Genomic DNA, 25,561 nt, shown 5'->3' on the forward strand with positions numbered 1-25,561 from the left:
CATGACCAAGCTTCTGATCGACGGCATCGAGGTCGACGTTCCCCCGGAGTACACCGTGCTCCAGGCCTGCGAGGCGGCCGGCGCCGAGGTGCCGCGCTTCTGCTTCCACGAGCGGCTCTCCATCGCCGGCAATTGCCGCATGTGCCTGGTCGAGGTGAAGGGTGGTCCGCCAAAGCCGCAGGCCTCCTGCGCTATCGGCGTGCGCGATCTGCGCCCCGGCCCGAACGGCGAGCCGCCGGTCGTCTCGACGAAGTCGCCGATGGTCAAGAAGGCGCGCGAAGGGGTGATGGAGTTCCTGCTCATCAACCACCCGCTCGACTGCCCGATCTGCGACCAGGGCGGCGAGTGCGACCTGCAGGACCAGGCGATGGCCTATGGCGTCGACACCTCGCGCTTCGCCGAGAACAAGCGCGCCGTCGAGGACAAGTATATCGGCCCGTTGGTGAAGACCTCGATGACGCGCTGCATCCAGTGCACGCGCTGCGTCCGCTTCACCACCGAGGTCGCCGGTGCCACGGATCTCGGCGCGATCGGTCGCGGCGAGGACATGGAGATCACCACCTATCTCGAGCAGGCGATGAGCTCCGAGCTGCAGGGCAATGTCGTCGACCTCTGCCCGGTCGGCGCGCTGACCTCGCGGCCCTACCAGAACAAAGCCCGCCCCTGGGAGCTGACCAAGACCGAATCCATCGACGTGATGGACGCGGTCGGCTCGGCGATCCGGGTCGATTCCCGCGGCCGCGAGGTGATGCGCGTCCTGCCGCGCATCAACGAGGCGGTGAACGAGGAGTGGATCTCCGACAAGACCCGCCACATCGCCGATGGGCTGAAGACCCAGCGTCTCGACCGGCCCTATATCCGGCAGAACGGCGCACTTCGTCCGGCGAGCTGGAACGAGGCACTGGCGCTGGTCGCGAGCAAGCTCAAGGCGGCCAAGCCGGAGCGCATCGGCGCGATCGCCGGCGACCTCGCCGCAGTCGAAGAGATGTTCGCGCTGAAAAGCCTGATCGCCGGCCTCGGCTCGAGTAATCTCGACTGCCGCCAGGACGGTGCGAAGCTCGACACGAAGTTCGGCCGCGCTGCTTACATCCTCAACAGCGGCATTGCCGGGATCGAGGACGCGACCTCGCTGCTGATCATCGGCGCCAACCCGCGCAAGGAAGCCGCGATCATCAATGCGCGCATTCGTAAGCGCTGGCTGCGCGGCGACTTCAAGGTCACCGTCATCGGCGAGCCGGTCGACCTGACCTATGCGCATGAGCATCTCGGCGCCGGTCCCGAAACGCTTGCGGACCTCGTCAAGCGCGCCCCGGCCGCCGGCGAGCGTCCGCTGGTGCTGGTCGGGCAGGGCGCTCTCGCCCGTGCCGACGGCGCCGCCGTGCTCTCGCTCGCCGCCAAGGCGGCGCAGGTGCTCGGTGCGGTCAAGGAAGGCTGGAACGGTTTTGGCGTGCTGCACACCGCTGCTGCCCGCGTCGGTGCTCTCGACCTCGGTTTCGTGCCGGGTGAGGGCGGCCTCGACGTCGCCGGCATGACCGCGGCGGGCGCGCTCGACGTGCTCTACTTGCTCGGTGCCGACGAGATCGAGGTGCCGGCCGGCGCCTTCGTGATCTACCAGGGCAGCCATGGCGACAAGGGCGCGCATCGCGCCGACGTGATCCTGCCGGGCGCGACTTACACCGAGAAGTCCGGCACCTACGTCAACACCGAAGGTCGGGTGCAGATGGCGGCTCGCGCCACCTTCCCGCCGGGCGACGCCAAGGAAGACTGGGCGATCCTGCGCGCGCTGTCGGCGGCGCTGGGCAAGGCCCTGCCGTTCGATTCGCTCGGTGCGCTCCGCCAGGCCCTCTATGCCGCGCACCCGCACTTTGCGGCCGTGGACGCTGTCGCGGCGGGCGATGTCGCCGGCCTCTCGCAGCTCGCCGGTATCGGCGGGGCGACCGAGAAGGCGGGCTTCGTCTCGGCCGTGCACGATTTCTATTCGACCAACCCGATCGCGCGCGCTTCGGCCGTGATGGCGGAATGTTCGGCGCTGGCCTCCGGCCGGCTCCGGCAGGCGGCGGAGTAAGCCTCAGATGAACTGGGACCTCGTCCTCGACCTCGCGATCATCGCCGGCAAGAGCCTGCTGCTGCTGGTCTGCCTGCTGGTCTTCATCGCCTATATCCTGCTCGCCGACCGCAAGATCTGGGCAGCGGTGCAGCTGCGCCGCGGCCCGAACGTGGTCGGGCCCTTCGGCCTGTTCCAGAGCTTCGCGGACCTTTTGAAGTTCGTCTTCAAGGAGCCGATCATCCCGGCCGGCGCCAATAAGGGCGTCTTCCTGCTGGCGCCGCTGGTCTCCTGCGTTCTCGCGCTGGCGGCCTGGGCCGTGATCCCGGTCGCCGAGGGCTGGGCGATCGCCGACATCAATGTCGGCGTGCTCTACATCCTGGCGATCTCGTCGCTCGGCATCTACGGCGTGATTATGGGCGGCTGGGCCTCGAACTCGAAGTACCCGTTCATGGGCGCGCTGCGCTCGGCGGCGCAGATGGTCTCCTACGAGGTCTCGATCGGCTTCGTGATCATCACCGTGCTGCTCTGCGTCGGTTCGTTGAACCTCTCGGCGGTGGTCGAGGCGCAGAACTCCAGCGCCGGCATGTTCGGCTGGTACTGGCTGCCGCTTTTCCCGATGTTCGTGATCTTCTTCATCTCGGCGCTGGCCGAGACGAACCGCCCGCCCTTCGACCTGCCCGAGGCGGAATCGGAACTCGTCGCCGGCTTCATGGTCGAATACGCCTCGACCCCGTATCTGCTGTTCATGCTCGGCGAGTACGTAGCGATCATGACCATGTGCTCGATGACCACGATCCTGTTCCTCGGGGGCTGGCTGCCGCCGTTCCCGGTGGCGCCGTTCACCTGGCTGCCGGGCGTGTTCTGGTTCGCGCTCAAGGTCTGCCTGGTCTTCTTCATGTTCGCGATGGTGAAGGCCTTCGTGCCGCGCTACCGCTATGACCAGCTGATGCGGCTGGGCTGGAAGGTGTTCCTGCCGCTGTCGCTCGCTTCGGTGGTCGTGGTCGCGGCGGTGCTGCAGATCACGGGCTGGGGTCCGGTGCGGTAGTGGAAAGCTGGGCCGGCCCGCTCGGAGCCCTGATCGGCTTCGTCCTGGGTTGGCTCGAATACAAGCTGATCGGGGGTACCGTCACGGCGGCTTTGCGTCGGACGAACTCGTCGAAGACGCAGGCCGAGCATGACGACTACGAGCGGCGCATCCGCCTGCTCCAGGCGATCCTGCTGGTGCTGATGGTCGGCGGCATGCCGGTTTTGGGTTACGTCATCGGCCGGACGCTGTTCGGTTGAAGGGAATGAAGAGGAACGTGAGGCGATGTCACTCGCGCAAGCTGCCAAGGGACTGCTCCTCAAGGAGTTCGTCGGCGCGTTCGTCCTGTCGATGCGCTATTTCTTCAAGCCCAAGGCGACGCTGAACTATCCCTTCGAGAAGGGGCAGCTCTCACCGCGCTTCCGTGGCGAGCACGCGCTGCGCCGCTATCCGAACGGCGAGGAACGCTGCATCGCCTGCAAGCTCTGCGAGGCGATCTGCCCGGCGCAGGCCATCACCATCGAGGCCGGCCCGCGGCGCAATGACGGCACGCGCCGCACGACGCGTTACGACATCGACATGACCAAGTGCATCTATTGCGGCTTCTGCCAGGAGGCTTGCCCGGTCGATGCCATCGTCGAGGGACCGAATTTCGAGTTCGCCACCGAGACGCGCGAGGAGCTGTTCTACGACAAGGACCGGCTGCTCGCGAACGGGGCGCGGTGGGAGCGCGAGATCGCGCGCAACATCGCGATGGACGCCCCTTATCGCTGAGGATGCAGACCCGCCGCGCGGTTGTCGCTTCGGGTAGGCCTGACTATAGACGCTCCAAACTGCACCGGGACTCATGAGGCCCGGTGCGCGACGAAAAACGAGGGCCGCCCGGACGGGCGGAAAGGCTGGCAAAGATGAATGCCGCAGCGGCTTTCTTCTATCTGTTCTCCGGGATCACCATCGCCTCCGCGCTGATGGTGGTGGCGGCGCGCAATCCCGTGCATTCGGTGCTGTTCCTGATCCTCGCCTTCGTCAACGCGGCCGGCCTGTTCCTGCTGCTCGGGGCCGAGTTCCTGGCGATGCTGTTGATCGTCGTCTATGTCGGCGCCGTCGCCGTGCTGTTCCTCTTCGTCGTGATGATGCTCGACGTCGATTTCGCCGAGTTCCGCCAGGGCTTCCTGCAGTACCTGCCGATCGGAGGGCTGATCGGCCTGATCTTCGCGGTCGAGCTCTTGCTCGTCGTCGGCACCTGGGCCATCGACCCGCAGATCGTGCGCGCTCCGGTCGCCGCGATCCCGAGCAATATCAGCAACACCGAGGCCATCGGCCGGGTGCTCTACACACAGTACATCTACTACTTCCAGGCGGCGGGGCTCGTCCTGCTCGTCGCCATGATCGGCGCCATCGTGCTGACCCTGCGTGAGCGGCCCGGCGTCAAGCGCCAGAACATCGTCGCGCAGAACGCCCGCACCAAGGCGACCGCTATGGACGTGAAGAAGGTGCCGTCGCGCGCCGGCGTTCCCGAGGAGCTCGCGTAATGATCGGTCTGGGCCACTATCTCGCGGTTGGCGCGATCCTGTTCACGCTGGGCGTGCTCGGCATATTCATCAACCGCAAGAACGTCATCGTCATCCTGATGTCGGTCGAGCTCATCCTGCTCGCGGTGAACATCAACTTCGTCGCGTTCTCGAGCTTCCTCGGCGACATCGTCGGCCAGATCTTCGCGCTGCTGGTGTTGACCGTCGCGGCCGCTGAAGCCGCGATCGGCCTCGCCATTCTCGTCGTCTACTTCCGCAACCGCGGCACGATCGCGGTGGAAGACATCAACATGATGAAAGGCTGAGCGCCCACCAGCGCCCGCATCCTGCCATGTATCACGCGATCGTCTTCCTCCCTCTGATCGGCTTCCTGATCGCCGGCCTCTTCGGCCGGCTGATCGGCGCGCGCGCTTCGGAGATCGTCACCACCGCCCTGTTGCTTGTCGCGGCGCTGCTCTCCTGGGTTGCTCTCTTCCAGGTCGGCTTCGGCTCCGGCACCACCCGCATCCAGGTTGCGACCTGGCTGGCTTCGGCCGACCTGCGCGTCGACTGGGCCTTCCGCATCGACACGCTGACCGTGGTGATGCTGGTCGTCGTCAACTCCGTGTCGTCGCTCGTGCACCTCTACTCGATCGGCTACATGCACGAGGATCCGCATCGGCCGCGCTTCTTCGCCTACCTCTCGCTCTTCACCTTCGCCATGCTGATGCTGGTGACGGCCGACAACCTCGTCCAGATGTTCTTCGGCTGGGAAGGCGTCGGTCTCGCCTCCTATCTGCTGATCGGCTTCTGGTACCAGAAGCCCTCGGCCAACGCCGCGGCGATGAAGGCCTTCATCGTCAACCGCGTCGGCGATTTCGGCTTCCTGCTCGGCATCTTCCTGGTCTTCGTGCTGTTCGGCGCCGTGACCTTCGATGCGATCTTCCCGAAGGCCGGCGAGCTGACCTCGCAGACCTTCCGCTTCATTGGCTATGAGTGGAACGCCCTGACCCTGACCTGCCTGCTGCTCTTCATGGGCGCGATGGGCAAGTCGGCGCAGTTCCTGCTGCACACCTGGCTGCCGGACGCGATGGAGGGCCCGACTCCGGTCTCGGCCCTGATCCACGCGGCGACCATGGTCACCGCCGGCGTCTTCATGGTGGCGCGCCTCTCGCCGATCTTCGAATACGCCCCGGTGGCGCTGACCGTCGTGGTCGTCGTCGGTGCGACGACCGCGTTCTTCGCCGCGACCGTCGGTCTGGTGCAGAACGACATCAAGCGCGTCATCGCCTATTCGACCTGCTCGCAGCTCGGCTACATGTTCGTCGCGCTCGGCGTCGGCGCTTACTCGGCCGGCATCTTCCACCTCTTCACCCACGCCTTCTTCAAGGCGCTGCTGTTCTTGGGCGCCGGCTCGGTCATCCATGCGATGCACCATGAGCAGGACATGCGGAACATGGGCGGCCTCCGGAAGCACATCCCGCTGACCGCGGCGGCGATGACGATCGGCACCCTGGCGCTGACCGGCTTCCCGTACTTCGCCGGCTACTTCTCGAAGGACGCGATCATCGAGAGCGCCTTCGCCTCGGTCGGCCATGGCGGCTTCGCCAGCTCCTATGCCTTCGTGCTGCTCGTCGTCGCTGCCCTGATGACGTCGTTCTACTCCTGGCGGCTCTATTTCATGACCTTCGAGGGCGCCCCGCGCTGGGCCGGCCACGGTCATGACGCCCATGGTCATGACAATCACGGCCACGACGATCACGCGCATGCCGGTCACGGCAAGCATGACGACCATGCCCATGGTCACGACGATCATGGCCACGGCCATCACGACCACACGCCGCATGAGAGCCCGCTCTCGATGCTGATCCCGCTCGCTTTGCTGTCGATCGGCGCGATCGCCGCCGGCTTCGCCTTCAAGGGCGTCTTCATCGGCGATGGCTACGACGCCTTCTGGAAGGGCGCGATCTTCACCGGCAAGGACAACCACATCCTGCACGCCATGCACGAAGTGCCGAAATGGGTGGTCTGGTCGCCGTTCTTCGCGATGCTGATCGGCTTCCTGCTGGCGCTCTACATGTACGTGCTGCGGCCGGACGTGCCGGGCAAGCTGGCGGCTGCCAACCCGGTGCTCTACCGCTTCCTGCTCAACAAGTGGTACTTCGACGAGATCTACGACTTCCTGTTCGTGAAACCCTCCATGTGGCTCGGGAAGTTCCTCTGGAAGAAGGGCGATGGCTTCGTCATCGACGGCATGGGCCCGGATGGCATCTCGGCCCGCGTGGTCGACGTCACCAATCGCGTCGTCCGGCTTCAGACCGGCTATCTCTATCACTATGCCTTCACCATGCTGATCGGCGTCGCCGGGCTGGTGACCTGGTATCTCCTGCGCGGGTGAGATGATGTTCGGTTTCGGTATCCTCACCGGGCTTCTGGTCCTGCCGCTGGTCGGCGCCGCCTTCATCCTGGCGCAGCGCGGCGACGAGGCCTCGGTCAATTCGAACGCGCGCTATGCCGCGCTGATCACCACGATCGCGACCTTCATCCTGGCGCTCGTCGCCTGGGGACGGTTCGACTCGGCCAATCCGGGCTTCCAGATGGTCGAGACCCATGGCTGGGTCTCGGAGGCGATCAAGTTCAAGCTCGGCGTCGACGGCTTCTCCTTCCCCTTCGTGGTGCTGACCGCCTTCCTGATGCCGTTCTGCATCCTGGCGTCCTGGACCTCGGTCGAGAAGCGGGTGCGCGAGTACATGGTCGCGTTCCTGATCCTCGAGACGCTGATGATCGGCGTCTTCGTCGCGCTCGACCTCGTGCTGTTCTACCTGTTCTTCGAAGCCGGCCTGATCCCGATGTTTCTGATCATCGGCATCTGGGGCGGCAAGCGCCGGGTCTACGCCTCCTACAAGTTCTTCCTCTACACGCTGCTCGGCTCGGTGCTGATGCTGCTGGCGCTGATGGCGATGTACTGGAACGCCGGCACCACCGACATTCCGACCCTGCTGAAGCACCATTTCCCGGTCTCGATGCAGCCCTGGCTCTGGCTCGCCTTCTTCGCTTCCTTCGCGGTGAAGATGCCGATGTGGCCGGTGCACACCTGGCTGCCCGACGCGCACGTCGAGGCGCCGACGGCCGGCTCGGTCATCCTGGCGGCGATCCTGCTGAAAATGGGCGGCTACGGCTTCATCCGCTTCTCGATCCCGATGTTCCCGGATGCCTCGGCGATGTTCGCGCCGCTGGTCTTCGCCCTCTCCGTCATCGCCATCGTCTACACCTCGCTGGTGGCGCTGATGCAGGAGGACATCAAGAAGCTGATCGCCTATTCCTCGGTCGCCCATATGGGCTTCGTGACCATGGGCCTGTTCACCCTGACGCCGCAGGGCATCCAGGGCGCGATGTTCCAGATGGTCAGCCACGGCCTGGTCTCGGGCGCGCTCTTCCTCTGCGTCGGCGTGATCTACGACCGCATGCACACCCGCGAGATCGCCGCCTATGGCGGGCTGGTGAACCGCATGCCGCTCTATGCGGTGGTGTTCATGATCTTCACCATGGCCAATGTCGGCCTGCCCGGCACGGCCGGCTTCGTCGGCGAGTTCCTGACGCTGATGGGCGCCTTCAAGGCCAATCCCTGGGTTGCGCTGATCGCGACCTCGGGCGTGATCCTCTCGGCCGCCTATGCGCTCTGGCTCTATCGCCGGGTCGTCTTCGGTGAGCTGGTGAAGCCCGAGTTGAAGGACATCACCGACCTGAACGGGCGTGAGATCGCGATCTTCGTGCCGCTCGTCCTGCTGACGATCTGGTACGGCATCGCGCCCGGCGTGATCCTCGACGCCTTCGCTGCGCCGACCGAAGCCCTCATCAAGAACTATCAAGCCGCTATCGCCGCCGCCAAGACGGCCATGCTGGTCGTACAATAAGGCTGATCGAGATGACCTTGCCCGCTCTCGGCCCTGCGCTGCCGGAAATCGTCCTCGCGATCGGCGCCATCGCCATGGTGCTCTACGGCGCCATCCAGGGCGAGCGCTCGACGCGCACGCTCGAAGTCGCGACGCTCGCTCTGCTCGCCCTCGTGCTCGTGCTGGTCCTGCGCGGCGAAGGCAAGGTCGTGACCTTCAACGGCGCCTTCATCGCCGACGGTTTCGCCCGCTTCATGAAGGTGCTGACGCTGCTCGGCGCTGGTGCGGCCGTGCTGCTCTCGGCCGATTTCCTGCGTCGCGACGGCGCGATGCGCTTCGAGTTCCCGATCCTGATCGTGCTGGCGACCATCGGCATGATGATGATGATCTCGGCCAACGACCTGATCGGCCTCTATGTCGGCCTCGAGCTGCAGTCGCTCGCGCTCTATGTCGTCGCCGCCTTCAATCGCGAGAACGAGAAGTCGACCGAGGCCGGCCTGAAGTACTTCGTGCTCGGTGCGCTCTCCTCCGGCATGCTGCTCTACGGCGCTTCGCTGGTCTACGGCTTCACCGGGACGGTGAGCTATGCCGGCATCGCCGCAGCCGTGCAGGGCGGGCACCCCGGCCTTGGACTGATCTTCGGCCTCGTCTTCATCGCCGCCGGCGTCGCCTTCAAGATCTCGGCCGTGCCGTTCCACATGTGGACGCCCGACGTCTACGAGGGCGCGCCGACCCCGGTCGCCGCCTTCTTCGCCTCGGCGCCCAAGATCGCCGCGATGGCGATGACGATCCGCATCTTCGTCGGCGCCTTCCCGGGCGCGCTGCATGACTGGCAGCAGATCATCATCTTCATCTCGATCGCCTCGATGGCGCTCGGCGCCTTCGCCGCGATCGGCCAGCGCAACATCAAGCGCCTGATGGCCTATTCCTCGATCGCGAACATGGGCTACGCGCTGGTCGGCCTCGCTGCCGGCACGGCGGCCGGCGTCCAGGGCGTGATGACCTATATGGCGATCTACCTTGCCACCACGCTCGGCGCCTTCGCCTGCATCCTGATGATGCGCCGCGACGGCGAGCCGGTCGAGAACATCGACGAGCTCGCCGGCCTGTCGCGGACCAATCCGTGGATGGCCTTCGCCTTCTCGATGATGATGTTCTCGCTGGCCGGCATCCCGCCGCTGGCCGGCTTCTGGGCGAAGTTCTACGTCTTCCTCGCGGCGATCGACGCCAAGCTCTACACGCTCGCCGTGATCGGCGTCGTGACCAGCGTGGTCGGCGCCTACTACTACCTGCGCCTCGTCAAGGTCATGTATTTCGACGATGCCAAGCCGGCCTTCGACAAGGGCGATGCGAGCGTGCGCGGCGTGTTGCTGGTCTCGGCCCTGTTCGTGCTGGCGCTCTCGCTGATGCCGGCGCCGCTGTTCAACTCGGCGGCTCTCGCGGCCAAGTCGCTGTTCTGAGCGTGCTCGGCGAGGCGGCGCGGAGCGCCGGCTATCGCCTGATCGTGCGCGACGAGGTCGCCTCCACCATGGAGGAGGCACGCGTCGCGCTCGGCCAGGGCGACCCCGGCAAGCTCTGGATCGTGGCCCGCAGCCAGAACGCCGGCCGCGGCCGGCATGGCCGGCAATGGGGCTCGCCCCCCGGCAATCTCTACGCCAGCCTGCTCCTGGTCGCGGCCTGCGAGCCCATGCTCGCGCCGCAGCTCGGCTTCGTCGCCGGGCTGGCGCTGCACGATGCCGCTTCGGCGGTGACCGGGCTTTCGGCGCCGCGTCTCGCCCTGAAATGGCCGAACGACCTGCTGATCGAACGCGCCAAATCTGCCGGTCTGCTGCTCGAGGGCGAGAGCCGGGCAGGGCAGTTCAGCGTCATCATCGGCCTCGGCGTCAACATCGCCTCTTCACCGCAGGACACGCCCTATGCGGCGACCCATCTCGCAGCACATGCGCAGGGCGCGAGCGTCGAGCGCCTGCTGACCGCGCTGGCGGAGGCGTGGCATCGCCGCTTTTCCGCCTGGTCTCTTCCCGGCGGCTTTGGCCCGACGCGTGCCGCCTGGCTGGAGCGCGCGGCATTCCTTGGCGAGACCGTCACCCTGCGCTTGCCTGAGGGGCCGGTCTCGGGGCGCTTCCGCGGTCTCGATCCGGCAGGGCGGCTCGAGCTCGAGACGACAGCCGGGTTGCGCATCATCGATGCGGGCGATCTCTATTTCGGACCCCCGACGGCGCCGGACGGTTCAGGCGTTTCATCACCCTAGCTGTCGCAAGTCATCATCGCTGCGGCTGACGCTTCACAGGCCGGTGTACCGCTTTTTCCTGCTATGGAGGCGGCGGCACCGGCATGCTAGGCCTGCCGCTTTCCTAAGGCGTCCCGCGCCATCATCCATATCCAAGTCAGGATTGCCCGTGACCCGTTCCAGTGACCAACTCGTCTTCGTCCCGCTCGGAGGTCTCGGCGAGATCGGCATGAATGCCGCTCTCTACGGCTTCGGGCCGGAGGGCAGGCGCAAATGGATACTGGTCGATTGCGGGCTGTCCTTCGCCGGCCCCGAAGTGCCCGGCGTCGACATCGTCCTCCCCGACCTCAGCTATATCGTCGAGGACAAGGAGAACTTGCTGGGTATCGTCATCACCCATGCCCATGAGGACCATATCGGCGCGCTCGCCGCGCTCTGGCCGGCCTTGCGCGCGCCGGTCTACTGCACCCGCTTCGCTGCCGGCCTGCTGGCGACCCGCCGGCTCTCGGAGCCCGGCGCGCCCAAGGTGCCGATGCATGTCGTGGCGCAGGGCGGCCGCATCACGCTCGGCCCGTTCGACATCGAGTTCGTCCCGGTCGCGCACTCGATTCCCGAATCGAACGCGCTGGCGATCCGCACCCCGGTCGGCCTCGTCGTCCACACCGGCGACTGGAAGATCGACCCGACGCCGCAGGTCGGCCTGCCGACCGACGAGGCGCGGCTGCGCGAGCTCGGCGAGGAGGGCGTGCTGGCGCTGGTCTGCGACTCGACCAACGTCATGCGCGACGGAATCAGCCCGAGCGAGGCAGACGTCGCCGCCAAGCTCAAGGAACTTGTGCATTCAGCGCCGGCGCGTGTCGCGGTCACGACCTTCGCCTCCAACGTGGCGCGGCTGCGCGCCGTGGCGGAGGCGGCGATGGCCGACCAGCGCGAGGTCGTCGTCGTCGGCCGCGCCATGGATCGCGTCATCGATGTCGCCCGCGAGTGCGGCTATCTCGAAGGCATCCCCGCCTTCCGCTCGGTCGACACCTATGGCTACCTGCCGCGCGACAAGGTCGTCGCCCTGCTGACCGGCAGCCAGGGCGAGCCGCGAGCCGCGCTCTCCCGCATCGCCTCCGACGATCATCCCGAGATCACGCTCGCCAAGGGCGACCGGGTAATCTTCTCCTCGCGCACCATTCCGGGCAATGAGAAGGCGGTCGGCAACATCCTGAACGCGCTCGCCCGCGACAATATCGAGATCATCACCGACCGGACCCATCTCGTCCACGTTTCCGGCCACCCGCGGCGCGAGGAGATGGCGCGGCTCTATGGCTGGCTGAAGCCGAAGATCGCGATCCCCGCCCATGGCGAGGACTTGCACCTCTCCGAGCACGCGGCCTTCGCCCGCGGCGTCGGCGTCAAGCATGTGCTGCGTGCAGCCAATGGCGACGTGGTCGGCATCTCGGCCGAGGGCGCCCGCAAGCTGACGGAAGTCCGGCATGGCCGGCTCTATCAGGACGGGATGCTCCTCGTCGCCGCGCAGGAGCGCACCGTCGCCGAGCGCCGCAAACTGTCCTTCGCCGGCATCGTCTCGGTGGCGGTGGCGATGGACGAGAAGGGCGAGCTCGCCGGTGATCCCGAGATCGCGCTGCTCGGACTGCCGGTCCTGGCCAAGGACGGAACCTCGTTCGACGACATCGTCGCCGACGCGGTCGAGGATCTGATCGCTGGCATGCCCAAGGCGAAGCGCCGCGACCCCGAGGCGGTGCGCAGCGCGCTCGAACGCGGCATCCGCAGCGCCGTCAACGAGGAGTGGGGCAAGAAGCCGCTGGTCAACGCCCTCGTGATCGAGGTCTGACGAGTGGCGAGCCGCCGCTCGCCAGTGCTAGGAAGGGCGCGCCCGGCGGGCGCCAGCCCGCACCGTTTCTCGTCGATCCCCTAGCCGCGGAGCCTCGCATGATCGGACGCCTCAACCACGTGGCCATCGCCGTGAAGGATCTCGCCGCTTCGACGGCGCTCTATCGTGACACGCTCGGCGCCCGGGTGTCGCAGCCGCTGCCGCAGCCGGAGCATGGCGTTACGGTCGTGTTCGTCGAATTGCCCAACACCAAGATCGAGCTGCTCGAGCCGATGGGCGAGGATTCGCCAATCGCCAAGTTCCTCGAGCGCAATGCCGATGGCGGCATCCACCACATCTGCTACGAGGTCGACGACATCCTGGCGGCGCGCGACCGGCTGAAGGCGCAGGGCGCCCGCGTCCTCGGCTCAGGCGAGCCGCGCATCGGCGCCCATGGCAAGCCGGTGCTCTTCCTCCACCCCAAGGATTTTTGCGGCACGCTCGTCGAGCTGGAGCAGGCCTGAGCCGTGAGCGATTCTCCGATCGAGTTCTTCGGCGAGCCGGAGGCCGGCTCCTCGCGTCCGTTCAGCCTGGCGACGCGGGCCGGCGGCCTAGTCTTCGTCTCCGGACAGTCGGCGCCGCACGATCCGGCGCGTGGCGTCATCCGTGGCGAGACGCCGGCCCAGCAGGTGCGCGAGGCGCTGGCCTACATCACCCGAATCCTGGAAGAGGCCGGCAGCGGCCTCGACCGGGTCGTCCAGGTGACCATGCTGATTACCGATCCCGCCGACTACGCCGCCTGCAACGCCGAATACGTCAAGCATTTCCCAGGCGGTCTGCCGGCCAGGCACACCGCCCGCTTCGGCGTCCCGACCGAGGCGCGCGTCGCCTTCTCCTGCATCGCGCTGGCGAGCGCAGAGGCAGAAGGGAACCGCAAATGAGCATCACCGGCGGAATTGCAGTCTATTTCGTGATCTGGTGGACGGTGCTCTTCGCCGTGCTGCCCTTCGGCGTGCACAGCCAGTCGGAGGGCGGGGCGGTCAGCGACGGCACCGACCCGGGAGCGCCGCAGGCGCCGCTGCTGCTGAAGAAGGCGCTGGCGACAACCGTGATCGCCGCGATCATCTTTGCCGGCGTCTGGTACATCTGGTCGTTCATCGACCTGTAGGATCGGTTTTGATCGCCCGAATGACCTGGCGCGGAGCGCGCCGGGATAGGGGCGAGAAGGACGAGCGTTGTTGCCCCGGCTGGCCTGATGCCGTGCTAAGGCTGGACATTCAGCGATGGCGAACGGGAAGCCCCAAAAACAAAAGGCAAGGCCTGAGCCTTGCCTTTGAAGTTTGTTTTTTACCGCAGTATCGGCGCGCGGTTGCAGCAAGCGCGGCTCATATACTAGGCGGGCGTTTGTTCCTCCCGAGACCTGGTCCGCGGCGCCCGAAACTTGGTCAGGCGCGCCCAGCAATCGAGAGTTAGCCGATCACGATCACGCTGTCACCCGTTTAGGCAGCTTTGGCTCGAATTATTTGCATAATTATTCCAGCTTGCTCTTGTGCAGTGCAACATTCTTCTCCGCGGCCTGTTCTAGCGCCTTGTTCCGGTCAAAGGATGCCGTTACCTGCCTGTTTCGTAGAGCCGTCGGGCGTGCCGGCGGCCAGGAGACGCTCCATGCTTCGCCCCATCATCGCCGCCCTGGCCTTTTCCGCCTCCATTGCGCTCGCCCAGGCGCAGGCTCCCGATCCGCAGAACACCCTCGTGCTCGAGACCAAGGACGGCAAGGTCACTATCCGCCTGCGTCCGGATCTCGCGCCCAAGCATGTCGAGCAGATCAAGACGCTGACCAAGCGCGGCTTCTATGACGGCATCGTCTTCCACCGCGTCATCGACGGCTTCATGGCCCAGACCGGAGATCCGAAGGGCAATGGCACCGGCGGTTCCGACCTGCCGAACATTCCCGCCGAGTTCACGCCGACGCCCTACAAGGTCGGTTCGGTCGGCATGGCCCGTTCGCAGAGCCCCGACTCCGCCAATTCGCAGTTCTTCATCTGCTTCGAGGGCTGCGGCTCGCTGACCGGCCAGTACACCCTGTTCGGCGAGGTCACCTCCGGCATGGATGTCGTCCGCAAGATCAAGAAGGGCAGCTCGGCTAATAACGGCTCAGTGACCGCTCCGGACAAGATCGTCCGCATGCGCCTGCAGTCCGACGCCAAGTAAGCCGCCGATGCGCGCGCGCCTGCCCGCTCTGGCGCTTCTGCTGCTGGCCTTCGCCGGCAGCGCGCCCGTTCTGGCGCAGGACACGCGCGATCTCGGCCTGCCGCCGCCCTCCGGCTTCCAGAACCCCGTGCTGCCGCCACCCTCGGGCTACCAGAACCCGGTCCTGCCGCCGCAGAGCGGCCAGCGCTATATGCCCGGCATCGGCGGCCCCTTCGGCGAGGGAGACTACCGCCGGACCGTGCCGCCGCAGCCTCCAGGCACCGGTAGCGGCGTCATCGGCACGGTTTCGCCGGAGACGACCGCTCTGGGCGCCGAGACGCTCGACCGGCTCGACCAGATCGCCCCGGCGCTGCGACGCTGTTGGCAGCCGCCGGCGCTCGACGGGCCGACGGCTGCTGCGGCGGCCACTGTCCGCTTCAGCCTGCGCCGCGACGGGACCTTGTTCGGTCAGCCGCGCGTCACCTGGGAGATGCGGCGGGCCTCGCCCGGCCTGCGCGAGCGCTTCAGCAACTCACTGGTCGCCGCAGTCCGCGATTGCACGCCGATGAGGTTGTCGCCCGGCCTCGGAGGGAGTATCGCAGGCCGACCCATCACCATCCGCTTCTACGGCCGCGCGCCGTCCAACCAGAGAGCAGTCTGATGTCGCTCGATCCCGAGAACACCCTCGTCATGGAGACCACCAAGGGCCGCGTGGTCATCAAGCTGCGCCCCGATCTGGCGCCCGGCCATGTCGAGCGCCTGAAGCTGCTCGCTCGCGAGGGCTTCTATGACGGCATCGTCTTCCACCGCGTCATCGACGGCTTCATGGCGCAGGTCGGCTGCCCGCACGGCACCGGCACCGGCGGTTCGAGCTATCCAGACCTGAAGGCCGAGTTCAATGCCGAGCCGCATGTCCGCGGCATCTGCTCGATGGCCCGCGCCCAGAACCCGAACTCGGCCAACAGCCAGTTCTTCATCGTCTTCGACGACGCCCGCTTCCTCGACAAGCAGTACACGGTCTGGGGCCAGGTCGTGGAAGGCATGGAGAACGTCGACAAGATCAAGCGCGGCGAGCCGGTGCGCGATCCCGACACCATCGTCTCGATGAAGGTGATGGCCGACGCCTGAGCCTGAAGGGCTAGGGCGAGCCGCATCGTGGACGTCGGACTTTTCGACTTCGACCTGCCGGAGGAGCGGATCGCTCTGCGGCCCGCGAACCCGCGCGATTCGGCCCGCCTGCTCGTCGTTCGGCCGGATTCCGACCCTGTCCTCGAGGATCGCGGCGTCCGCGGCCTCGTGGATTTGTTGCGGCCGGGCGATGCGCTCGTCCTCAACGACACCCGCGTCATCCCCTCGCGCCTTTATGGCCGCCGCTATCGCGGTGATGCCTCGGCGCGAGTGGAGATCATGCTGCACAAGCGCGAGGCCGGCGACCGCTGGCTCGCCTTCGCCCGCCCGGCCAAGAAGGTCGCCATCGGCGAGACCATCCTCTTCGGCGACGACAGCGCCAGCAATATCTGCGAGCTCGGCCGGCTCCAGGCCGAGGTGGTCGGCAAGGGCGAGGGCGGCGAGGTCGAGCTGCGCTTCGCCTTTTCCGGGACGGCGCTCGACGAGGCGATCGTCAGGCTCGGTGAATTGCCGCTGCCGCCCTATATCGCCGGCAAGCGCCCGACCGATCTTGCCGATACGCGCGACTACCAGACGACCTATGCCCGGGAAGAAGGCGCCGTCGCCGCGCCCACTGCCGGGCTCCATTTCACACCTGAGCTGTTCGCGGCGCTGGAGAAGCGCGGCGTCTCACGCCATTTCGTCACGCTGCATGTTGGCGCCGGAACATTCCTTCCGGTCAAGGCCGACGACACGGACGAACACCGCATGCACGCCGAATGGGGCACGGTTAGCGCGCAGACGGCGCAGGCGCTGAACGCCGCGCGCGCCGCGGGGGGCCGCATCGTGGCCGTCGGTACGACCTCGCTGCGTCTTCTCGAAAGCGCGACCGGGGAGGATGGCGTGATCCAGCCCTTCTCGGGCGATACGGCGATCTTCATCACGCCGGGCTATCGCTTCCGCGCGGTCGACCTCCTGCTCACCAACTTCCATCTGCCGCGCTCGACGCTGTTCATGCTCGTCTCCGCCTTCTGCGGACTCGAGGTGATGAAACGCGCCTATGCGCATGCGATCGCGGAAGAATACCGCTTCTATTCCTACGGGGATTCTTCGCTGCTGGAGCGCGCCGGCTGAAGGCTGCGCTCCGGGAGCAGGGCAGCGCGCCGGCGATCAGCCGACGGTGACGCGCCCGCGCACGACCCGCAGCGCGAGCGAGCCGTTCTTCAGCGCCAGCGCCTTCTCGCCGAAGACCTCGCGCCGCCAGCCCTGCAGGGCCGGCACGTCGGCCTCGTCGTCGAAGGCGATGGCTTCGAGATCGTCGCTGGAGGCGATGATCTTCGGGGCGACGCGCTCGGCATCGGCGGTCGCCTTGAGCAGGACCTTGAGCAGGTCGAGCACGGCGCCGTTCGCCGGCCGGCCGCGCTCGCGCTCGAGCTTCGGGAGCGTGTGCGGGTCGAGGGCCTGGGCGCGTTCGATCGCGGCCAGGACCTCGCCGCCCGCCCGCGAGCGCTCGAAGCCGTTCGGCACCGAGCGCAATTCGCCCAGCGCCTCGGCCGAACGCGGTGCGCGCTGGACGATGTCCATCAGCGCGTCGTCCTTCAGCACCCGCTGGCGCGGCACGTCGCGATGCTGCGCCTCGCGCTCGCGCCAGGCGGCGAGCTCGATCAGCACGGCGAGCTCCTTCGGCTTGCGGATCCGGCCCTTCAGGCGCAACCAGGCGTTCTCCGGCTTGACCTCATAGGTGCCGGGCGAATTCAGCACCGCCATCTCCTCGGCGACCCAGCTCTCGCGGCCGCTCTCGGCGAGATCGGCGGCGAGCGCGAGATAGATGTCGCGCAGATGGGTCACGTCGGATTCGGCATAGGCGAGCTGCGCATCGCTGAGCGGCCGGCGCGACCAGTCGGTGAAGCGCGAGGACTTGTCGATCCGCGCCTTGGCAAGGTCGTTGGCGAGCTGCTCGTAGCCGACGGAATCGCCATAGCCGCAGACCATCGCCGCGACCTGCGTGTCGAAGAGCGGGGCGGGGATCAGCCTGCCGATCATCCAGACGATTTCGAGGTCCTGCCGCGCGGCGTGGAAGACCTTGACCACATTCGGGTCGCTCATCAGCGCCAGGAAGGGCTCGAGGCTGAGATCGGGCGCCAGCGGGTCGACCAGCACGGCTTCGTCGGGCGAGGCGAGCTGGATCAGGCAGAGCTTCGGATAATACGTCGTCTCCCGCAGGAACTCGGTGTCGACCGTGACGAAAGGATGCCGCGCCAGGCGCGTGCACGCCTCGCTCAGTTCCGCGGTAGTGCTGATCAGGTTCATGGGCGGCTCTTAAGGCATGTTCAGCCAAAGTGGAAACCACTTTCATGCGGAAAGCACCGGCAGATCCTTGCTTTTCGCCGGCTCGCCGGTCTGTCGGAGCGCATCTCTGCGTGGTCTGGCCGAGCCGACCAGGACGGCTCAATCGCCTGCGCTTCTTGACAAGCCCGCCGCCTGCGTGTGCTTACGGCTCAGACCGTCGCGCGGCCCCGTCGGGCCCGCCCGAATGCCCGGAAAGCCTGATCCCGTGACCATGCACCGCTATCGTTCCCATACCTGTGGCGCGCTCCGCGAGAGCGATATCGGCTCGACCGTGCGCCTCTCCGGCTGGTGCCACCGCATCCGCGACCATGGTGGCGTGCTCTTCATCGACCTGCGTGACCACTACGGCATGACCCAGGTCGTCATCGACCCGGATTCTCCGGCCTTCCGCGACGCCGAAGAGCTGCGCTCGGAATGGGTCGTGCGCCTCGACGGCAAGGTCAAGGCACGCTTCGCCGGCACCGAGAACGCCAATCTCGCCACCGGCGCTGTCGAGGTCTTCGCGACCGCGATCGAGGTGCTCGGCCCCTCCGCTGAGCTGCCCCTGCCGGTCTTCGGCGATCTCGAATACCCCGAGGATACCAGGCTCAAGTACCGCTTCCTCGATCTGCGCCGCGAGAAGCTGCACAACAACATCATGTTGCGCGGCAAGGTCGTCGACTCGCTGCGCTCGCGTATGAAGAATGCCGGCTTCTCCGAGTTCCAGACGCCGATCCTGACGGCCTCTTCGCCCGAGGGCGCGCGCGACTTCCTGGTGCCGAGCCGGCTGCATCCCGGCCATTTCTATGCCCTGCCGCAGGCGCCGCAGCAGTACAAGCAGCTCCTGATGATGGCGGGCTTCGACCGCTACTTCCAGATCGCGCCCTGCTTCCGCGACGAGGACCCGCGCGCCGACCGGCTGCCGGGCGAGTTCTACCAGCTCGACGTCGAGATGAGCTTCGTCGAGCAGGAGGATGTGTTCCGGACCATGGAGCCGGTCATCGCCGGCGTCTTCGAGGAGTTTGGCGGCGGCAAGTCGGTCACCAAGAACTGGCCGCGCATCCCTTATGCCGAGGCGATCGCCAAATACGGCTCCGACAAGCCGGACCTGCGCAACCCGCTGGTCATGCAGGACGTCTCCGAGCATTTCCGCGGCTCGGGCTTCAAGGTCTTCGCCCGTATCCTCGAGGACGAGAAGAACCGAGTCTGGGCGATCCCTGGTCCCAGCGGTGGTTCGCGCGCCTTCTGCGACCGGATGAACTCCTGGGCGCAGGGCGAAGGTCAACCCGGCCTCGGCTATCTGATGGTCAAGGAGGACGGCGAAGGGCAGGGGCCGATCGCCAACAATATCGGCCCCGAGCGCGTCGCCGCGATCATCGCCCAGATGGGGCTGAAGCCGGGCGATGCCTGCTTCTTCACCGCCGGCAACCCGGACAAGTTCTACAAGTTCGCCGGCTCGGCCCGTAACAAGGTCGGTTCGGAACTCGGCCTGATCGACGAGAATGCCTTCGCCTTCGCCTGGATCGTCGACTTTCCGATGTACGAGTACAACGAGGACGAGAAGAAGGTCGATTTCTCGCACAACCCCTTCTCGATGCCGCAGGGCGGCCTGAAGGCGTTGAAGGAAGAAGACCCGCTCAGCATCAAGGCCTTCCAGTACGACATCGCCTGCAACGGTTTCGAGCTCGCTTCCGGCGGCATCCGCAACCACAGGCCGGAAGCGATGGTGAAGGCCTTCGAGATCGCCGGATATGGCGAGGAGACGGTGGTCGAGCGCTTCGGCGGCATGTACCGCGCCTTCCAGTATGGCGCGCCTCCGCATGGCGGCATGGCGGCCGGCGTCGACCGGATCATCATGCTGCTCGCCGGGGCGACCAATCTGCGCGAGGTCGCTCTGTTCCCGATGAACCAGCAGGCGGTCGATCTGCTGATGGGAGCGCCTTCCAATGTGACGCCGAAGCAACTGCGCGAGTTGCATCTGCGCCTCAACCTGCCCGAGAAGAACGGCTGATCTCCATGCCTACTTTGCCTGCCGTGCGCCTTCTGGCGCCGGCTCTCGCGCTGCTGCCCGTTCTCTCGGCCTGCGTCTCGACGCCGTCCAATCCGAGCGCGGCGCGCGCCACGGTGCTCGCCGGCATCGTCTCGCGCGCCAGCGCCTGCAATGCCGGCTATGCGCGCCGCGACACGCTCGACCGTTTCCTCCAGTCGGAGCGAGCACGCGGCGCGACGCCGGAGCAGATCGCCGGCGCCCGCTCGACCTATGTCACCATCTCCGAGGCGCAGACGATCAACCAGGGCATCCGGCCGGAGCCCTGCACGGCCGAGGAGCGGGCGACGCTGCGGGGGCAGATGAACACCGTCCGCGCCAATCGCTTCGAGACGCTCTGACGCCGATGCCTGCGCTGAAGCCGAGCCTCGCGGCACTCGCCGCCTGTGGCCTCGCCGGCTGCGTCGGGGGCGGCGCCGGTCCTGTCCCCGGCACGCCGGAATTCACCGCTTCACGCGTCTCGCGCGCCTATGATTGCGGCGTCGGCGTCGACCGGGCCCGGATCATCACCGGCCTGCCGAGGGAAGACCGCGCCCGCTTCATCGCGGCCAATGCGAGCTATGCGGTGAAGTCCTACAAGGCGCCGCGTCGCTGCGAGGCGAGCGAGCGCGCCGAACTGCAACGCGAACTGCGAGCAGGGGCGCGGCGCTGATTTCCGCTTGCCCGGGCGCGACTTCCCGCGCACATGCGCTTGCATGAGTTCTTCGCCTGCCGACATCACCGCCGTCGTCGTCGCCTATGACAGTGCCGAGGTCCTGCCTGCGTGCCTTGCGGCGCTGGCTCGGGAGGGCGTCGCGGCGCTGGTCGTCGACAATGCCAGCACCGACGAGTCCGCCGCCATCGCCGAGCGCTGCGGCGCGAAGGTTCTGCGCAACGCCCGCAACGAGGGCTATGGCCGCGCCAATAATCGCGGCGCCGGGGCGGCCGACACGCCCTTCATCCTGATCGTCAATCCCGACCTCGAGATCGGCGAGGGCGCGGTCGCCGCCCTGCTCGCCGCCGCCGACGCCTATCCGGACGCCGCGGCCTTCGCCCCGCGGCTGGTCGAGCCGTCCGGCCGGGTCTTCCTGCAGCCGCGCTCGCTGCTCTCACCCGATCACCTCAACCGCGCCCGCGAGATCGTGCTGCCCGAAGGCGACGCCTGCCTGCCTTTCCTGTCGGGGGCCTGCCTGTTGCTGCGGCGCGAGATCTTCACGGCGCTCGGCGGCTTCGATCCCGAGATCTTCCTGTTCTACGAGGACGACGATCTCTGCCGCCGCCTGCGCGATGCCGGCCACGCCCTGATCCACGTCGACGGCGCCGAGGCTCGTCATGGCCGCGGCCGCTCCAGCAGCCCATCGCCGCAACGCCGCTTTACGGCGCGTTGGCACCTCGCCTGGTCGCACTACCATGTCGCAAGGAAATGGGCTCTGCCGCTCCCCGGTTCGATAGGGCTCGTCGAAAATGCAGCCAAGGCAATCGGTTACGGGATGATCTTGAATCGGGAAAAGATGATGGCCCATGCCGGTTCGGTGGCCGGTGCTCTGGCGGCCCGCGCGGGCCGCAGCGCCCTGGCGCGGCAGGGGCTGGAAGGAACGGAGGCGCGATCTTGAGCTTCGCCTCGATCGCCGATGGCCTTTCCGCCCGGCACAACCATTTCGGCCTGCTGAGGTTGCTGCTGGCGCTCTCCGTCGTCGTCTCGCATGCGGTGAGCGTGACCACGGGCCGCATCGAGGACGAGCCGCTGACGGCGTCGACCGGGTTCACCCTCGGCGAGCACGCGGTCAACGGCTTCTTCGCCATCTCCGGCTTCCTGGTGACGATGAGCTATGAGCAGCGCGGCTGGCGGGACTATGTCATCGCCCGCACCTTGCGCATCGCGCCCGGCCTGATCGCCGCGACGCTGGTCGTCTCGCTCCTGCTCGGCTCGGCGCTGACCAGGCTCGATCTCGGCGCCTACCTTGCCGACCCGCGCCTCTGGCGCTTCATCACCGGCACGCTGACGACCTTCAAGAGCGCTGCGCCGTTGCCGGGGGTCTTCGAGAACAATCCGCTACCCTTTCCGATGGGCACGGTCTGGACGCTGAAATACGAGACGCTCTGCTATCTCGGCGTGCTGGTCGCCGGCCTCGCCGGGCTGCTCATGCAGCGCCGATTGGCGCTGGCGATCTGGCTTGCCCTGGTCCTGGCCACGGTCGCGCGCGAGATCGTCGCTCCCGATGGGGCGAAAGGCGTCGAGACCGCGCTACGCCTGCCGCTGATCTTCATGACCGGCGGGCTGATCTATCTCTGGCGCGAGCGCGTGCCGAACTCGCTGCTCGGCCTTGGCGTCGCTCTCATTATCACCGCGCTGCTTTCGGCAACACCGCTCTACAAGGCCGCGCTCTATCTCGTCACCGCCTGGGGCGTGCTAGTCTTGGCGTTGGCCCCGGTCCTGACTGGCTGGCGCAGTGAGCCGCCGGCCGACCTGTCCTACGGCGTCTATCTCTATGGCTGGCCGGTGCAGCAGGCCTTCGTCGCGCTGTTTCCGGCGGCGAGCGCTTTCCTGCTGTTCTGGCCCGGCCTGGCGGTGACGGTCGCAGTAGCGGCGCTGTCCTGGTATCTCGTCGAGAAGCCGGCGCTCGGGCTCAAGCGCCGGCTGATCGCGCGAGGCTGAGCGCCGCGGTGAGGTCCTCGATCCCATCGGACATCAGCAGGGGCAGCAGCTTCGATACGTCCTGGGGCGGAAGCTCCCACCAGCACGTCGCCAGCAGCGCGGCGACCTGCGCTTCCGGCAGACGCAGCCGCACCACCCGCGCCGGATTGCCGGCTACGATCGCATAGGGCGGGACATCACGCGTCACCACCGAGCGGGCAGCGACGACGGCGCCATGGCCGATCGTCAGGCCCGACAGGATCATCGCCTGCGAGCCGAGCCAGACATCGTGGCCGATCGCGACATCGCCACGCGTCGCGTCATGGCCGGACATGCTGCTTGCCGCCGGCCACAGGCCTTGCAGGGCAGGGAACGGATAGGTCGTCGCCCAGTCGGTGCGGTGATTGCCCCCGAGCAGGATCTCGACCCCATCTGCGATCGAGCCATAGCGCCCGATGGTGAGCCGCGCTCCGCTTTCCGGAAACCGGACCTTGGGCCGGCCATAGGTGAAGGCGCCGACCGCGATCTGGGCAGGCCGGCGTGAGATCAGCTTGGCGAGGTGCAGCCGCGTCTGGTTGTCCGGGTTGACGTACCGGCGCAGCCAGCCGCGTGGCCCGGCCGGCAGGCCGGACCACCAGGCTGCGAGCCGGCTCGGGCGCCAGCTCGCATCCTCGGGCGAGAGAATGATCGGCGGCACGCGGCCGCCTGTCTCATTCGGCATTGGCCTTCACGTCGATCTTCTCGAAGATCTCGGTCGGGTCGGCGAGGGTGATCACATCGGCGAGGCCGAGCCCGTTCGGGGCCTTGGCCGTGGCCGAAACCGAGAGCAAGCCGGGCTTGGCGACGAAGCGCGCTATCGCGCTGGCCAGCGCCTTGGCGCCGTCGGAAGGGCCGAGGATGGCGGCGAGGCCGAGGCTGGCGATGGTGCCGTATTCGCGACGGACATCCTCGACCTTGCGCTTCGACTTGCGCGCCTCATTCTCGATCAGCTTCTCGGCGAGGCCGAGATTCTGCAGCTTGATGTCGAGATTCTTTGCCGTTGCGCCGAGGAGCGCCACCTGCGCCAAAGCGAGATCGGCGGAGAACACCTCCTTGCCGACATTGCCGAGCGTGCCGGTGGCCTCGAGCTTCGCCATGCCGGCGCCGCCGAGCGAGAGCGCGCGGATCGCGAACTCCTTGCTCGCCTCCTGCCAGGCGAGATCGAGCTTGGCCGAGAGGTCGAGAGTGCGGTAGCCCATCGCCAGCAGGTCCTTGGCGGACGGGTTCGAGGCGCTTTCGACGACTGGGATCGTCAGCTTGTCGAGCGTCAGCGCCATATTGGTCGGGATGCCGTTGACCTGCTCGCCATGTCTGAGCTCGAACGTGCCGAGGCCGACCTCGATCGGCGGCAGCGGCGCTGCGCCGCGCTTGCCTTCCTGTGGCGCAGTGATCTGGATGCCGCTCAGCCTGATCGTGCCGAGTTTGGGGATGAAGCGGCGCAGATCGTCGGCGCTCGGGTCGAAATCGGGCTCCGCCAGGGCCTTGCGCAACTCCTTGATCGTGTTCTCCAGCGAGAAGCCGAAATACCCCGCCGAGGCGATCGCGCCCTTGCCGCCGCCGCCCTCGAATTTCAGGCCTTCCATGACGAGGCCCGACTTTTCCGGCGCATCCTCGCCAAAGGCGATGCGCGAGATGCGGAGATCCACCGCCTCCGGCTTGGCGCCGGGCTTCGGCGGCGTCTTGATCGCCATCACGAGATCTCGAATCTCGCCGCTGCCATAGTCGATGGAATCGAACAGGGCGAGCGTGGCCAGCAGCATCTGACGGTCGCGCGCCTCGGTGACGGCGGGCTCTTCCTTGCTGTTCAGGTCTTTCGCAGCCTTCTCGGATTCCTCGCCGAGCGTGACGATGCGCGTCATCAGCTCGCCCATCGGTTCGGCGCCGACGCGGGCCTTGAAGTTGCGCATCGCGGCCTTGCCGCCCGAAACCTTGCCAAGCTCGCCAAGGTCGAGCGTGTAGCCGTCCTGCTCGATCCGGCCGATGACCGTCTGCATCGCAGGCTCGGTGCCCGGGGCCGCCTTCTCGGCGAAGACACGGGCGATCTGGGTGAGGTCGAGGCCCTCGAAGCTCGTGCGCAGGATCTCGCCGTTCATCTGGCCGGTGGTCGAGCCTTCGACCTTGATCGTGCCGGCCTTGGCCTCGCCCCGCGCGATCTTGCCTTCGCGAATCTCGGAAAAGCGGATGTCGCGATAGGTCGTGATCTGCTTCTGGGGGCCGAAGTTCTGCTCCATCACCAGGCTCGGCGCGCTGATCTCGGTGGCCGTGAGGCGGCTCATCCGGGCGACCGGGCTCTCGTTGCTGCCGGGGGCCGCCTGGAAGATCGCCTGGAAGGCTGCGCGGTCGAGCGACGTGCCCTTCACGTCGAGCTTCGGGATCGTCAGCACGAACTGGCCGAGATCGAGCCGGACATTGTCGAGCTGGAAGTCCTCGGCCGAGGCGGTGCCGGCCAGCAGCAGGAGCAGCAACCCCGCGGCCGGGAGCGGGCGCGCGCGCCTGAGGCGCTGGCTGGGCAGAATGGTCATCGATATCTCCTGGAGCATGGTGTCGAAGCCCCACGCGGCAGAGGCGGGGCCAAGCCACCCTTGTCGAGCCGAGAGGCAAAATCGCTTCCGGCCGGGACCAACGTTCCGTTCGGCTTCGAATTGGCGCTGAAACTGCCGCAAGGCAAGGAGGAAGGGAAGATGCAAGACGGGCGGACCGGTGAAAAGCTTG

General features: G+C 67.0%; 26 protein-coding genes. 23 read left to right on the plus strand and 3 right to left on the minus strand.

Annotated elements, in window-relative coordinates; all coding sequences use genetic code 11:
* The first annotated feature begins 1 nt into the window (after position 1).
* The 18 genes from nuoG to queA all read left to right on the plus strand — a co-directional run bounded on the left by nuoG (position 2) and on the right by queA (position 16,955).
* Positions 2 to 2,065 carry an NADH-quinone oxidoreductase subunit NuoG gene (gene nuoG / locus DK26_RS18220; RefSeq protein ID WP_066475420.1) on the plus strand — a complete coding sequence of 688 codons (2,064 nt, stop codon included), beginning with the start codon at positions 2 to 4 and terminating at the stop codon, positions 2,063 to 2,065.
* A gap of 7 nt (positions 2,066 to 2,072) precedes the next feature.
* Positions 2,073 to 3,092, plus strand: coding sequence for an NADH-quinone oxidoreductase subunit NuoH (gene nuoH, locus DK26_RS18225; RefSeq protein ID WP_066475422.1), 1,020 nt, complete (start codon positions 2,073 to 2,075; stop codon positions 3,090 to 3,092).
* A complete protein-coding gene (locus tag DK26_RS18230; RefSeq protein ID WP_066475424.1) occupies positions 3,092 to 3,331 on the plus strand; it encodes a hypothetical protein in 240 nt (79 codons plus the stop codon). The genes nuoH and DK26_RS18230 overlap by 1 nt, the downstream gene beginning before the upstream one ends.
* Before the next feature lie 25 nt (positions 3,332 to 3,356).
* A complete protein-coding gene (gene nuoI, locus DK26_RS18235; RefSeq protein ID WP_066475429.1) occupies positions 3,357 to 3,845 on the plus strand; it encodes an NADH-quinone oxidoreductase subunit NuoI in 489 nt (162 codons plus the stop codon).
* A 134-nt stretch (positions 3,846 to 3,979) separates the two neighbouring features.
* Positions 3,980 to 4,603, plus strand: coding sequence for an NADH-quinone oxidoreductase subunit J (locus DK26_RS18240; protein WP_066475430.1), 624 nt, complete (start codon positions 3,980 to 3,982; stop codon positions 4,601 to 4,603).
* Positions 4,603 to 4,908 (plus strand): NADH-quinone oxidoreductase subunit NuoK, encoded by a 306-nt coding sequence (nuoK, locus tag DK26_RS18245; protein WP_066475432.1) that lies wholly within the window; start codon positions 4,603 to 4,605, stop codon positions 4,906 to 4,908. Before DK26_RS18240 ends, nuoK begins: the two co-directional genes overlap by 1 nt.
* A 26-nt stretch (positions 4,909 to 4,934) precedes the next feature.
* A complete protein-coding gene (nuoL, locus tag DK26_RS18250) occupies positions 4,935 to 6,980 on the plus strand; it encodes an NADH-quinone oxidoreductase subunit L (RefSeq protein ID WP_066475434.1) in 2,046 nt (681 codons plus the stop codon).
* Positions 6,981 to 6,984: 4 nt separating this feature from the next.
* Complete coding sequence (locus tag DK26_RS18255) at positions 6,985 to 8,496, plus strand: NADH-quinone oxidoreductase subunit M (protein ID WP_066475605.1); 1,512 nt, start codon at positions 6,985 to 6,987, stop codon at positions 8,494 to 8,496.
* Positions 8,493 to 9,935, plus strand: a complete 1,443-nt coding sequence (nuoN, locus tag DK26_RS18260; RefSeq protein ID WP_157089702.1) for an NADH-quinone oxidoreductase subunit NuoN — start codon at positions 8,493 to 8,495, stop codon at positions 9,933 to 9,935. The genes DK26_RS18255 and nuoN overlap by 4 nt, the downstream gene beginning before the upstream one ends.
* A 2-nt stretch (positions 9,936 to 9,937) precedes the next feature.
* Complete coding sequence (locus tag DK26_RS18265) at positions 9,938 to 10,726, plus strand: biotin--[acetyl-CoA-carboxylase] ligase (protein WP_066475440.1); 789 nt, start codon at positions 9,938 to 9,940, stop codon at positions 10,724 to 10,726.
* A gap of 148 nt (positions 10,727 to 10,874) precedes the next feature.
* Entirely contained in the window at positions 10,875 to 12,545 is a 1,671-nt protein-coding gene (locus DK26_RS18270; RefSeq protein ID WP_066475441.1) for a ribonuclease J, read from the plus strand.
* A 98-nt stretch (positions 12,546 to 12,643) separates the two neighbouring features.
* On the plus strand, positions 12,644 to 13,048 hold the full coding sequence (mce, locus tag DK26_RS18275) for a methylmalonyl-CoA epimerase (RefSeq protein WP_066475443.1): 405 nt from the start codon (positions 12,644 to 12,646) through the stop codon (positions 13,046 to 13,048).
* A 3-nt stretch (positions 13,049 to 13,051) separates the two neighbouring features.
* Positions 13,052 to 13,465 (plus strand): RidA family protein, encoded by a 414-nt coding sequence (locus DK26_RS18280; protein WP_066475445.1) that lies wholly within the window; start codon positions 13,052 to 13,054, stop codon positions 13,463 to 13,465.
* Complete coding sequence (locus tag DK26_RS18285) at positions 13,462 to 13,692, plus strand: DUF1467 family protein (RefSeq protein ID WP_066475448.1); 231 nt, start codon at positions 13,462 to 13,464, stop codon at positions 13,690 to 13,692. Before DK26_RS18280 ends, DK26_RS18285 begins: the two co-directional genes overlap by 4 nt.
* A 497-nt stretch (positions 13,693 to 14,189) precedes the next feature.
* Positions 14,190 to 14,735, plus strand: a complete 546-nt coding sequence (locus tag DK26_RS18290; RefSeq protein WP_066475449.1) for a peptidylprolyl isomerase — start codon at positions 14,190 to 14,192, stop codon at positions 14,733 to 14,735.
* A gap of 7 nt (positions 14,736 to 14,742) precedes the next feature.
* Positions 14,743 to 15,375: a hypothetical protein gene (locus DK26_RS18295; RefSeq protein ID WP_066475450.1), complete on the plus strand. Its 633-nt coding sequence runs from the start codon at positions 14,743 to 14,745 to the stop codon at positions 15,373 to 15,375.
* Positions 15,375 to 15,842, plus strand: a complete 468-nt coding sequence (locus tag DK26_RS18300; protein ID WP_066475452.1) for a peptidylprolyl isomerase — start codon at positions 15,375 to 15,377, stop codon at positions 15,840 to 15,842. The genes DK26_RS18295 and DK26_RS18300 overlap by 1 nt, the downstream gene beginning before the upstream one ends.
* A gap of 27 nt (positions 15,843 to 15,869) precedes the next feature.
* On the plus strand, positions 15,870 to 16,955 hold the full coding sequence (gene queA / locus DK26_RS18305; protein WP_066475454.1) for a tRNA preQ1(34) S-adenosylmethionine ribosyltransferase-isomerase QueA: 1,086 nt from the start codon (positions 15,870 to 15,872) through the stop codon (positions 16,953 to 16,955).
* A gap of 36 nt (positions 16,956 to 16,991) precedes the next feature.
* Here queA and rnd read toward each other — a convergent pair whose 3' ends face one another.
* Positions 16,992 to 18,131: a ribonuclease D gene (rnd, locus tag DK26_RS18310; RefSeq protein WP_066475456.1), complete on the minus strand. Its 1,140-nt coding sequence runs from the start codon at positions 18,129 to 18,131 to the stop codon at positions 16,992 to 16,994.
* Between the two features lie 250 nt (positions 18,132 to 18,381).
* Here rnd and aspS point away from each other — a divergent pair, with 250 nt between their 5' ends.
* From aspS to DK26_RS18335, 5 genes are read left to right on the plus strand one after another with little or no spacing between them, the layout of a single operon-like run.
* A complete protein-coding gene (aspS, locus tag DK26_RS18315) occupies positions 18,382 to 20,160 on the plus strand; it encodes an aspartate--tRNA ligase (RefSeq protein ID WP_066475459.1) in 1,779 nt (592 codons plus the stop codon).
* 5 nt (positions 20,161 to 20,165) lie between these two features.
* Positions 20,166 to 20,537, plus strand: coding sequence for a hypothetical protein (locus DK26_RS18320; RefSeq protein WP_157089703.1), 372 nt, complete (start codon positions 20,166 to 20,168; stop codon positions 20,535 to 20,537).
* A 5-nt stretch (positions 20,538 to 20,542) separates the two neighbouring features.
* Positions 20,543 to 20,848, plus strand: a complete 306-nt coding sequence (locus DK26_RS18325; RefSeq protein WP_066475462.1) for a hypothetical protein — start codon at positions 20,543 to 20,545, stop codon at positions 20,846 to 20,848.
* A gap of 43 nt (positions 20,849 to 20,891) precedes the next feature.
* A complete protein-coding gene (locus DK26_RS18330) occupies positions 20,892 to 21,788 on the plus strand; it encodes a glycosyltransferase family 2 protein (protein WP_066475464.1) in 897 nt (298 codons plus the stop codon).
* Positions 21,785 to 22,831: an acyltransferase gene (locus DK26_RS18335; protein ID WP_066475466.1), complete on the plus strand. Its 1,047-nt coding sequence runs from the start codon at positions 21,785 to 21,787 to the stop codon at positions 22,829 to 22,831. Before DK26_RS18330 ends, DK26_RS18335 begins: the two co-directional genes overlap by 4 nt.
* Here the strand turns inward: DK26_RS18335 and DK26_RS18340 are convergent.
* Both DK26_RS18340 and DK26_RS18345 read right to left on the minus strand, forming a co-directional pair.
* Positions 22,803 to 23,531, minus strand: a complete 729-nt coding sequence (locus DK26_RS18340; RefSeq protein WP_083533310.1) for a CatB-related O-acetyltransferase — start codon at positions 23,529 to 23,531, stop codon at positions 22,803 to 22,805. The genes DK26_RS18335 and DK26_RS18340 overlap by 29 nt on opposite strands.
* Complete coding sequence (locus DK26_RS18345; protein WP_066475467.1) at positions 23,521 to 25,371, minus strand: hypothetical protein; 1,851 nt, start codon at positions 25,369 to 25,371, stop codon at positions 23,521 to 23,523. The genes DK26_RS18340 and DK26_RS18345 overlap by 11 nt, the downstream gene beginning before the upstream one ends.
* Positions 25,372 to 25,561 lie beyond the last annotated feature (190 nt).

This window comes from Allobosea sp. WAO (assembly GCF_001509835.1).
Taxonomy (GTDB): Bacteria; Pseudomonadota; Alphaproteobacteria; order Rhizobiales; family Beijerinckiaceae; genus Allobosea.